This is a genomic window from Klebsiella sp. CN_Kp113, from assembly GCF_040064585.1.
Classification (GTDB): Bacteria; Pseudomonadota; Gammaproteobacteria; order Enterobacterales; family Enterobacteriaceae; genus Klebsiella; species Klebsiella michiganensis.
On sequence record NZ_JBEAID010000057.1, the window covers coordinates 1 to 10,446 of the forward strand.

Here is a 10,446-nt window from a genome sequence, read left to right on the forward strand (position 1 = left end):
GCCGGTAGCCCGGGTAAGGCGTTTACGCCGCAACCCGGGGAATGTGCCGCGACGTGGCATTGCTGCGGCTTCTACCCGCTTGCGCTGCGCTTAGCCGGGCTACCGGGCCACAGATTGCAGATAACCCGTAGCCCGGACAGGCGCGTCAGGCGCCGCCTCCGGGAGACGTGGCGGTGGCGTGATTCAGCCAGATAATCTGCCCCTGCTGCTCCCAGAGGCGCATTTGATTGACCTGGGCGCTACAGGGCGCTTCTCCACACCAGACCATCAGCGTACTCTCCGGGAAAAGCTCCGGTCGGAGCTGGTTCAGCGAATGGGCGAGAATGTCCACCCGCCAGCCCTGTTCGCTGGCTATCCAGCCCTCCAGCCATAGCCGGGTGATATCATTCACATTCCAGCCGATAATCAGCGCATGGCTGCCGGGATATTTTGCCGTGGATGAAAGAGTGCGGGCGATATGATTAATCAGAATACCATCAAGGATGCCCCGCAGCGCCAGCAGCGTGGGCTGCGGGCTAAGCAGGCGCTGGCGTAATGGATTAATCAGATTCTTCACCAGAATTTGCGCTGACTCGCTGTGGTTGCGCTCCTTAAGCCACATACGCAGGCGATGATAGCTACCGTTTTGCAGATAACCGAGCAAAATTTCCTGCTGCTTGCGCCAGCCGTCGGCCACCTCCTGCTCATTATCCATCAGCAGCGTTTTCACTTTCCCCACCTGCACGCCGGAGTCAATCCAGCGTTTAATTTCGCGAATCCGGTCTATCTCATATTCGTTGAACAGGCGGTGGCCGCCGTCGGTACGCTGGGGTTTCAGTAATCCGTAGCGCCGCTGCCAGGCGCGTAACGTCACGGGATTGATATCGCAAAGCTGGGCCACTTCGCCGATTGTATAAAGCGCCATTTTCTCCTCCCGCTGTGTTCTCCTCCATTAACTGTAGAAGCTGTTTGCCGAAGCGGGAATTTTTGTCTGTTTTTTGTACAGATTTGAGCCGGCGAGACGCGAAGAAATGTGATCCTGAACATGAATTATCATTTTCATGTATTGCTTCAAAGAAAGTTATAAGCAAGCAGTGTATGTTACGCGCTTTCAAATGAAGTGTGGTCTGCGGGTATGTACGAGTTTGATCTGGTGTTGCTGCTGCTTCAGCAGATGTGCGTGTTTTTGGTCATTGCGTGGCTGATGAGCAAAACGCGGCTGTTCATCCCGTTAATGCAGGTCACCGTCCGGCTGCCGCATAAGCTCCTGTGCTACGTAACCTTCTCCATTTTCTGCATCCTCGGTACCTACTTCGGGCTGCATATCGAAGACTCGATCGCCAATACGCGCGCCATCGGCGCGGTGATGGGGGGCCTGCTGGGCGGGCCGGTGGTTGGCGGCCTGGTGGGGCTGACCGGCGGGCTTCACCGCTACTCGCTGGGCGGCATGACCGCGCTGAGCTGTATGGTATCCACCATCGTAGAAGGGCTACTCGGCGGGCTGGTACACAGTATTCTGGTCAAACGCGGGCGGCCGGACAAAGTCTTCAGCCCGCTCACCGCCGGCGCGATCACCTTTTTCGCCGAGATGGTGCAGATGCTGATTATTCTGCTTATCGCTCGCCCGTTCGAAGATGCCCTGCATCTGGTACAAAGCATCGCCGCGCCCATGATGGTCACCAACACCGTCGGGGCGGCGCTATTTATGCGCATCCTGCTGGATAAGCGAGCGATGTTTGAAAAATACACCTCGGCCTTTTCGGCTACGGCGCTGAAGGTCGCCGCTTCGACGGAGGGGATCCTGCGCCAGGGGTTCAACGAAGAGAACAGCATGAAGGTCGCGCAGGTGCTGATCCAGGAGCTGGATATCGGCGCGGTGGCGATAACCGATCGCGACAAGCTGCTGGCGTTTACCGGGATCGGCGACGATCACCACCTCCCGGGCAAACCCATCTCTTCTCTCTATACCCAAAAGGCGATAGATACCGGCGAAGTCGTTTACGCCGACGGCAACGAGGTGCCTTACCGCTGCTCGATTCATCCGAACTGCAAGCTGGGCTCGACGCTGGTTATCCCGCTGCGCGGCGAAAATCAGCGGGTCATCGGTACCATTAAACTCTATGAAGCGAAAAACCGCCTGTTTAGCTCCATCAACCGCACGCTGGGGGAGGGAATTGCGCAGCTGCTGTCGGCGCAGATCCTGGCCGGACAGTATGAGCGGCAAAAGGCGCTGCTGACGCAGTCGGAAATCAAGCTGCTGCACGCCCAGGTGAATCCGCACTTCCTGTTCAACGCGCTGAATACGCTAAAAGCGGTGATTCGCCGCGATAGCGACCAGGCCGGGCAGCTGGTGCAGTACCTGTCGACCTTTTTCCGCAAAAACCTGAAGCGGCCAGCGGAAATCGTGACCCTGGCCGATGAGATTGAACATGTGAACGCCTATTTGCAGATTGAGAAAGCGCGTTTTCAGACCAATTTGCAGATTCATATGCTGGTGCCCGAGGCGCTGGGGCAGCATCAGCTACCGGCGTTTACCCTGCAGCCAATCGTCGAAAACGCGATTAAACACGGGACTTCGCAGCACCTTGGGGTGGGCGAAATCACCATCCGCGCCAGTCAGCAAGAGCGCTGGCTGCAGCTGGATATTGAAGATAATGCCGGGCTGTATCAGGACAAACCCAGCGCCAGCGGGCTGGGCATGAACCTGGTCGACCGCAGACTGCGGGCGCGCTTTGGCACTGACTGCGGGATCACCGTAACCTGCGAGCCGGAATGTTTTACCCGCGTCACGCTGAGACTGCCTCTGGAGGAAAGCGCATGTTAAAAGTATTAATTGTCGACGACGAGCCGCTGGCGCGTGAAAACCTGCGTATTTTGCTGGAGACCCAGCCTGATATTGAGATCGTTGGCGAATGCGGGAATGCCGTCGAGGCGATTGGCGCGGTACATAAGCTGCGCCCGGACGTGCTGTTTCTGGATATCCAGATGCCGCGCATCAGCGGTCTGGAGATGGTCGGCATGCTCGATCCGCAGCATCGGCCCTATATCGTCTTCCTTACCGCGTTTGACGAGTACGCGGTGAAGGCCTTTGAAGAGCACGCGTTTGATTATTTACTGAAGCCGATTGAGTCCGCCCGGCTGGAAAAAACGCTGTTTCGCCTGCGCCAGGAGCGCAGCCTGCAGGATATGACCGTACTCGACGATACCCAGCAGGCGCTAAAATATATTCCCTGCACCGGACACAGCCGGATCTGGCTACTGCAGATGGAAGACGTGGCCTTCGTCAGCAGCCGGATGAGCGGGATTTACGTGACCGACCGCGAAGGGAAAGAGGGCTTTACCGAGCTCACCCTGCGCACGCTCGAGAGCCGAACGCCGCTGCTGCGCTGCCATCGGCAGTATCTGATCAACATGTCCCATCTCAAGGAGATCCGCTTTGAGGAGAACGGCCAGGCGGAGCTGCTGATGCGCGCCGGGCAAACGGTGCCGGTCAGCCGCCGCTACCTGAAGAGCCTGAAAGAGGCGATTGGGCTGTAAAACGGCGGAATCGTGATAGACTTAGCGGCAGATTTTTTCATCATGAAGGCAATATGATCAGTAACGATATTCTCCGTAGCCTGCGCTACACCCTGAAAACCAATAACAGCGGCCTGGTTCGTATTTTTGCCCTGGCGGATGCGCCGGTCAGCGCGGAACAGCTGGTTCCCTGGCTGAAAAAAGAAGACGAAGAGGGGTTTGCGCGCTGCCCGGATATCGTGCTGTCGAATTTCCTCAACGGCCTGATTTACGACAAACGCGGTAAAGATGCGTCCGCGCCGCCGCTGGCGGTCGAACGCCGGGTGAATAATAACATCGTGCTGAAAAAGCTGCGTATTGCCTTCTCCCTGAAGACGGATGATATTCTCGCTATCCTCACCCAGCAGAAATTCCGCGTCTCCATGCCGGAAATCACCGCCATGATGCGCGCCCCGGATCATAAAAACTTCCGCGAATGCGGCGACCAGTTCCTGCGCTACTTTTTGCGCGGACTGACCGAGCGCGAACACGCGAAATCCTGATATGCCCCCCGGCTCAGCGCAGCGCAAGCCGGGAGTAGTCCGCACCAGTCAGGGCTGTTTCACTTCTTTAAAACCCTGCGATTTCAGCAATTTCTCCGACTCGCTCAGCGAAATGAACTTTTGTGAACAGTCGGAAAAACTGGCCCCCGGCAAGTGACACAGCTCGCTGATTTTAGCCTGATTAAAGTCGATGGAGAGGTGTTCCTGCGCGACGTTCTCTTTATAGTCGACGCTGTGGGTAACGCCTTTGATTTTGCTGTAGGCCGCGCCGATAGGGTCGATGACCTTGCGCGCCTGCTCTTCGTTACTTACCCCGAGTGATTGATAGGGGATAGTATTCTCCGCGTCCTGGCGGGTGACGACATCGCCTTTGTAGTGATAGATGTAGGTCAGATCAACGCCGTTGATCGTATTGTTAAACGTTTTGACCTCATCTTTGTTGTTATCGCAGCCGACAAGCGCGGCCATCAATAGCGTGGCGCCCAGAGCGGCGGTCATCCTGCGGTTAAATTTCATTATCATTCCTTGTTAATCAATCATCATCTCTAATTGTATACAGCATTGGGCGATGGTGCCGGGCGTATCCTCGGAAATCGTCGTTTTGCGCTTATGCCAGCGTTTTCTTCTTTCTGCGCCAGCACCCGGCGGGCGATGTCGTCGACAATATCCTGGCGCTCAAAAAAAAGCGCTGCCGGAGCAGCGCTTTATACAGCCTTACTTGACCTGCTGGCCCGGCTGAGCCCCGCTGTCCGGGCTGAGCAGGAAGATATCTTTTCCGCCAGGACCTGCGGCCATCACCATGCCTTCAGAGATGCCGAAGCGCATTTTGCGCGGCGCCAGGTTAGCGACCATCACCGTCAGGCGGCCAATCAGCGCCTGCGGATCAGGGTAGGCGGAGCGGATGCCGGAGAAGACGTTACGCTTCTCGCCGCCGAGATCCAGCGTCAGGCGCAGCAGCTTATCGGAACCGTCGACGAACTCGGCGTTTTCAATCAGCGCGATGCGCATATCCACTTTGGCGAAATCGTCAAAGGTGATAGTTTCCTGAATCGGATCGTCCGCCAGCGGACCGGTGACCGGCGCTGACAGCGCCTTCACTTCTTCTTTCGACGCTTCGACCAGCGCCTCAACCTGCTTCATTTCGATGCGGTTATACAGCGCTTTAAAGGCGTTAACCTTGTGACCGAGCAGCGGCTGCTGGATAGCATCCCAGCTCAGTTCGCCGTTGAGGAACGCTTCGGCGCGGGCGGCCAACTGCGGCAGAACCGGCTTCAGCCAGGTCATCAGCACGCGGAACATATTCAGGCCCATGGTGCAGATGGCCTGCAGATCGGCGTCGCGGCCTTCCTGTTTGGCGACCACCCACGGCGCCTGCTCGTCAACGTAGCGGTTTGCCACGTCGGCCAGCGCCATGATTTCGCGGATGGCTTTCCCGAACTCGCGGCTGTCCCACGCATCGCCAATGCTTGCTGCCGCATCGGTGAAGGTTTTATACAGCTGAGGATCGGCCAGCTCGGCGGACAGCATGCCGTCGAAACGCTTGTTGATGAAACCGGCGTTACGCGAGGCAAGGTTAACCACCTTGTTGACGATATCGGCGTTGACGCGCTGCACGAAGTCTTCCAGGTTCAGGTCGATATCATCGATACGTGACGAGAGCTTGGCGGTGTAGTAGTAGCGCAGGCTGTCGGCGTCAAAATGATTCAGCCAGGTACTGGCCTTAATAAAGGTACCGCGCGACTTGGACATCTTGGCGCCGTTGACCGTCACGTAGCCGTGAACGAACAGGTTGGTCGGTTTGCGGAAGCCGCTGCCTTCCAGCATCGCCGGCCAGAACAGGCTGTGGAAGTAAACGATGTCTTTGCCGATAAAGTGGTACAGCTCGGCGGTAGAGTCTTTCTTCCAGTACTCGTCGAAGCTGGTGGCGTCGCCGCGCTTGTCGCACAGGTTCTTAAAGGAGCCCATGTAACCGATCGGCGCATCCAGCCAGACGTAGAAGTATTTACCCGGCGCGTTCGGGATTTCGAAGCCGAAGTACGGGGCATCGCGGGAGATATCCCACTGCTGCAGGCCGGACTCGAACCACTCCTGCATTTTATTCGCCACCTGCTCCTGCAGCGCGCCGCTGCGGGTCCACGCCTGAAGCATTTCGCTGAACGACGGCAGGTCGAAGAAGAAGTGCTCGGACTCGCGCATCACCGGCGTCGCGCCGGATACCACCGATTTCGGCTCGATAAGCTCGGTCGGGCTGTAGGTCGCGCCGCACACTTCGCAGTTATCGCCGTACTGATCCGGTGATTTACACTTCGGACAGGTGCCTTTCACAAAGCGGTCCGGCAGGAACATGCCTTTTTCCGGATCGTAAAGCTGAGAGATGGTACGGTTTTTGATAAAACCGTTCTCTTTCAGGCGCGTGTAGATGAGCTCCGACAGCTCGCGGTTTTCATCGCTGTGCGTGGAGTGGTAGTTGTCGTAGCTGATGTCGAAGCCAGCAAAATCGGTCTGATGCTCCTGACTCATTTCGCCAATCATCTGCTCCGGAGTAATTCCGAGCTGCTGCGCTTTCAGCATGATCGGGGTGCCGTGGGCGTCGTCGGCGCAGATGAAGTTGACTTCGTGGCCGCGCATTCGCTGGTAACGGACCCAGACATCAGCCTGGATGTGCTCCAGCATGTGGCCGAGGTGGATTGAGCCGTTTGCGTACGGCAGCGCGCACGTTACCAGAATTTTCTTCGCGACTTGAGTCATAGTGGGCATTACATCTTCTATTGTAAAAAGGGGTTTTGATGTTACCGCAAAGGCAATAATTTGGTAAGCCCAAAGCTTATGGTGGGGGAATTATTCCCTTTAAGGTAAACTTAACGCACAAGATTCAACTCACAATAACAAAGGAGTCGGGATGAGTTCGCAATCCCAGGCCAAATCCCCCGAGCGTCTGCGCGCGATGGTCGCCGGGACCCTGGCTAATTTCCAGCACCCAACCCTGAAACATAACCTCACTACGCTGAAGGCGCTGCATCACGTCGCCTGGCTGGACGAGACCGTGCACATTGAAATTCAGATGCCGTTCGTCTGGAACAGCGCGTTTGAAGCGCTGAAGGAGCAGTGCAGCGCCGAGCTGCTGCGCATTACCGGCGCCAAAGCCATTGACTGGAAGCTGACGCACAGCATCGCCACGCTTCAGCGGGTAAAAAATCAGCCGGGCATCAACGGCGTGAAAAACATTATCGCCATCAGCTCCGGCAAGGGCGGGGTGGGTAAATCGTCGACGGCGGTCAACCTCGCGCTGGCGCTGGCGGCGGAAGGGGCGAAAGTCGGCATTCTGGATGCCGATATTTACGGGCCGTCGATTCCGACCATGCTCGGCGCGGAAGATCAGCGTCCGACTTCGCCGGACGGCACCCATATGGCGCCGATTATGAAATTCGGTCTCGCTACCAACTCCATCGGTTATCTGGTGACCGACGACAACGCCATGGTGTGGCGTGGCCCGATGGCCAGCAAGGCGCTGATGCAGATGCTGCAGGAAACGCTGTGGCCGGATCTCGATTATCTGGTACTGGATATGCCGCCGGGCACCGGTGATATTCAGCTGACGCTGGCGCAAAACATTCCGGTCACCGGCGCGGTCGTCGTCACCACGCCGCAGGATATTGCCCTGATCGACGCCAAAAAAGGCATCGTGATGTTTGAAAAAGTCGAGGTACCGGTGCTGGGTATCGTGGAAAACATGAGCATGCATATCTGCAGCAACTGCGGACACCACGAGCCGATTTTCGGTACCGGCGGCGCGCAGAAGCTGGCGGAGAAATATCATACTCAGCTGCTGGGCCAGCTGCCGCTGCATATTACCCTGCGCGAAGACCTCGACAAAGGGACGCCGACGGTGGTTGCGCGTCCGGAAAGCGAGTTTACCGAGACCTACCGCCAGCTGGCCGACCGCGTCGCGGCGCAGCTGTACTGGCAGGGGGAAGTCATCCCCGGAGAGATAGCCTTCCGCGCGGTCTAATCTCCTCACTATCCTGAGCCGCCCGGCGCTTTTCGCCGTGCGGTTTTTTAGTTTTTCCGTCCCGGTTTTCTACCGAGGAGATAATCACCGCGCGAATAATATCGCTGTTAAATATTATTTATTTTTATTCACATTTAGCGATATTGAGATTAATCAATAAAACATATTGCTAACATTGTTTTCCTCTGGCGGTTGTGCGAGCTTTAATAGCAAAGAAGTAACGATTTTAATTCGCCGTGATGAGATTTAATTTTGGCTTTTTATTTGGCGAAACGTGGATGTTATCAGTAATACGTATATAAAAACGATGGAAGGAAAGTATAGCCGTACACATTTCCGGAGTGCATGATGAATAATATTGCTCTAATCGTTAAGTTACGAGAACTACTGGTTATTTTTATGCATACGCGCTCGCTGCCGGAGAAAGCAGCAGACGCGTTGCGTTATTGCCAGGAGCATCTCCCGATAGCTGAGATTCCGATTGGCGCTTATGGTGAGTACAGTGATATTTTTGAACAGATTGTTTTTTTATCGGATGACAAGAGTCGTACGGCCCCGGATGATTTACTGCGTAGCGGCGGCGATCTGATATTAAGTATTTTAATGCTCTATGAGCAGGTTGCTTCATATATTGCCGTCGAGGAATTTATGCAAAAACAGAACCGCTTTAACGAATAGCGCTTTGCCACAAAAAAACGCCAGCGGCAGGGAGAGCGCGCTGGCGTTCAGCTTTTAGCGATGGTAAAAAATCTCGCCATCATAAATTTTGAGGATTTTCCCCTCGGTTTCGGTAATCAGCACGTAGCTTCCGCCCATATAGGTCCAGCGGGTCCCGGCATCCGGCGCAGGCAAATTGCGCTGCTGCCACTGCTTGATGTTGTATTCTGGCGTGAGGTACAGCGGCGGGACGGTATCGCCGATGTGAAATTGTTTGAAGTCCGCGGTGACCCCATCCAGCTCATATTTCTGTATACCTTCGCCGGTCGCCGCCCACGCGCCGCTGGCGCAGGCCAACAGTACGCCCAGAAGCATCATTTTTGTTTTACGCATAATTTCCCCATTATTATCCTGGACACAAAATCGCAGCCTCGTATGATTCCTGATACGTCAAGGGATTGGCAAGCGTTGGTTTGGTTAAAAGTGTAAGCAAACGGTGATGCAGCGCCGTTTTTCATCGGCGCGCGCCTGTTTTGAGAATAATCCGGGTTGAGGAGTGTGTATGTTCCGGCTGGAAGATCTGGCATTGTTTGTCCGCGCTGCGGCGTTAAGCAGCTTCAGCGATGCGGCGCGAGAGGCCGGGCTGCAGCCCGCGCAGGTGAGCGCGGCGATCAAGCGTCTGGAAACGACGCTGAATATCCGTCTTTTTGCCCGTTCGACGCGGAGTTTACGCCTGACGCCGGAAGGCGAAACCTGGCTGCCCTATGCCACGCAGATGCTTGATACGCTGCACGCGGGGCTGCAAAAAATCAGCACGCCGGATGACGAAGTACGCGGTACGTTACAAATTGCCGTGCCGTCCGACCTGGGGCGCAACTTGCTTCTGCGCGTGTTTCGCGCTTTTCGCCAGCGCCATCCCGCGCTGCGCCTGCGGATACTGTTTTCCGATCATCGGACCGACGTATTTAAAGATCCGGTAGACGTGGCGTTTCGCTACGGCGATAACGACGATGCCTCGTTTATTTCCCTGCCCGTCGCGCCGGAGAACCGCCGGATGCTGGTGGCCTCGCCCGGCTGGATAGCCGAACACGGCGAACCGAAGACGCTGGAAGATTTGGCCCGGCACAATGCGCTGACCTACGTGCTGCGCGGCAGGGCGTTCGATCGCTGGCCGCTGAGCCTGGACGGGAAGGTCCATTACGTGCAGGTTGCCGGCACTATCGTGAGCGATGATGCGGAGGTGATTCGCCGCCTGGCGGTTGCCGGGGAGGGGATCGCGTTCAAATCTGAACTCGACGTCGGGGATGATATCCGTGAAGGGCGGCTCCAGGTGCTGTTGCCGGAGTATCAGGGCGACGTGGTGCCGCTGAATATGATTTGCCCGCACCGCAAGCAGCTTTCGCCTGCGGTACGGTTGCTGTATGAGGCGGTGAAAGAGGCGTGCGAAGCGGTTCATTCCCGCGCGCCCTCTGCGGGCCGCTAGCGCCGACTCGGGAATGGTGCCGGGTTATGCATCGGCGTGGCTTGTTCCCGGCTCGCGCTGCGCTTAGCCGGGCTACGGGTTCACAGCAATCTGCGGGCCGGTAGCCCGGACAGGTGCGCCAGCGCCGCCTTCGGGAACGGTGTCGGGGGGACGGATCGGCGTGGCTTTTTCCCGGTTCGCGCTGCGCTTAGCCGGGCTACGGATTGGTAGATACTGTGAACGCCTGCAACCATTTTTAGTTGCCGATACTTTCTCCGGCT

Annotated in this window: 10 protein-coding genes; 6 read left to right on the top strand and 4 right to left on the bottom strand. The window is 56.6% G+C overall.

The features are described from left to right. Positions 1-145: 145 nt before the first annotated feature. A complete protein-coding gene (locus tag ABLV30_RS26785) occupies positions 146-904 on the bottom strand; it encodes a MerR family transcriptional regulator (RefSeq protein ID WP_047723253.1) in 759 nt (252 codons plus the stop codon). A gap of 210 nt (positions 905-1,114) precedes the next feature. On the opposite strand from ABLV30_RS26785, the gene ABLV30_RS26790 reads away from it, so the two are divergent. Genes ABLV30_RS26790 through ABLV30_RS26800 form a run of 3 tightly spaced genes read left to right on the top strand, consistent with a single transcriptional unit; the run spans position 1,115 to position 4,037 of the window. Further along, positions 1,115-2,803 carry a sensor histidine kinase gene (locus tag ABLV30_RS26790; protein ID WP_004852614.1) on the top strand — a complete coding sequence of 563 codons (1,689 nt, stop codon included), beginning with the start codon at positions 1,115-1,117 and terminating at the stop codon, positions 2,801-2,803. Next, positions 2,797-3,516, top strand: a complete 720-nt coding sequence (gene btsR / locus ABLV30_RS26795) for a two-component system response regulator BtsR (protein ID WP_348865697.1) — start codon at positions 2,797-2,799, stop codon at positions 3,514-3,516. Before ABLV30_RS26790 ends, btsR begins: the two co-directional genes overlap by 7 nt. Before the next feature lie 53 nt (positions 3,517-3,569). Beyond that, positions 3,570-4,037 (top strand): DUF1456 family protein, encoded by a 468-nt coding sequence (locus ABLV30_RS26800; RefSeq protein WP_049082656.1) that lies wholly within the window; start codon positions 3,570-3,572, stop codon positions 4,035-4,037. 48 nt (positions 4,038-4,085) lie between these two features. Here the strand turns inward: ABLV30_RS26800 and ABLV30_RS26805 are convergent, their stop codons facing one another. Next, positions 4,086-4,553 carry a YehR family lipoprotein gene (locus ABLV30_RS26805; RefSeq protein WP_014230129.1) on the bottom strand — a complete coding sequence of 156 codons (468 nt, stop codon included), beginning with the start codon at positions 4,551-4,553 and terminating at the stop codon, positions 4,086-4,088. 198 nt (positions 4,554-4,751) lie between these two features. Next, positions 4,752-6,785, bottom strand: coding sequence for a methionine--tRNA ligase (metG, locus tag ABLV30_RS26810; protein ID WP_025107804.1), 2,034 nt, complete (start codon positions 6,783-6,785; stop codon positions 4,752-4,754). 151 nt (positions 6,786-6,936) lie between these two features. Here metG and apbC point away from each other — a divergent pair, with 151 nt between their 5' ends. After that, positions 6,937-8,046, top strand: coding sequence for an iron-sulfur cluster carrier protein ApbC (gene apbC / locus ABLV30_RS26815; protein ID WP_004103811.1), 1,110 nt, complete (start codon positions 6,937-6,939; stop codon positions 8,044-8,046). A 348-nt stretch (positions 8,047-8,394) separates the two neighbouring features. Further along, positions 8,395-8,724, top strand: coding sequence for a hypothetical protein (locus ABLV30_RS26820; protein ID WP_004852607.1), 330 nt, complete (start codon positions 8,395-8,397; stop codon positions 8,722-8,724). Between the two features lie 54 nt (positions 8,725-8,778). Here ABLV30_RS26820 and ABLV30_RS26825 read toward each other — a convergent pair whose 3' ends face one another. Next, positions 8,779-9,096: an RcnB family protein gene (locus ABLV30_RS26825; RefSeq protein WP_004852605.1), complete on the bottom strand. Its 318-nt coding sequence runs from the start codon at positions 9,094-9,096 to the stop codon at positions 8,779-8,781. Between the two features lie 169 nt (positions 9,097-9,265). Between ABLV30_RS26825 and ABLV30_RS26830 the strand changes: the two genes are divergently transcribed. Further along, the gene (locus ABLV30_RS26830) at positions 9,266-10,186 is read left to right on the top strand and encodes a LysR family transcriptional regulator (RefSeq protein ID WP_014230127.1); all 921 of its coding nucleotides are present in this window, start codon (positions 9,266-9,268) and stop codon (positions 10,184-10,186) included. Positions 10,187-10,446: the final 260 nt, after the last annotated feature.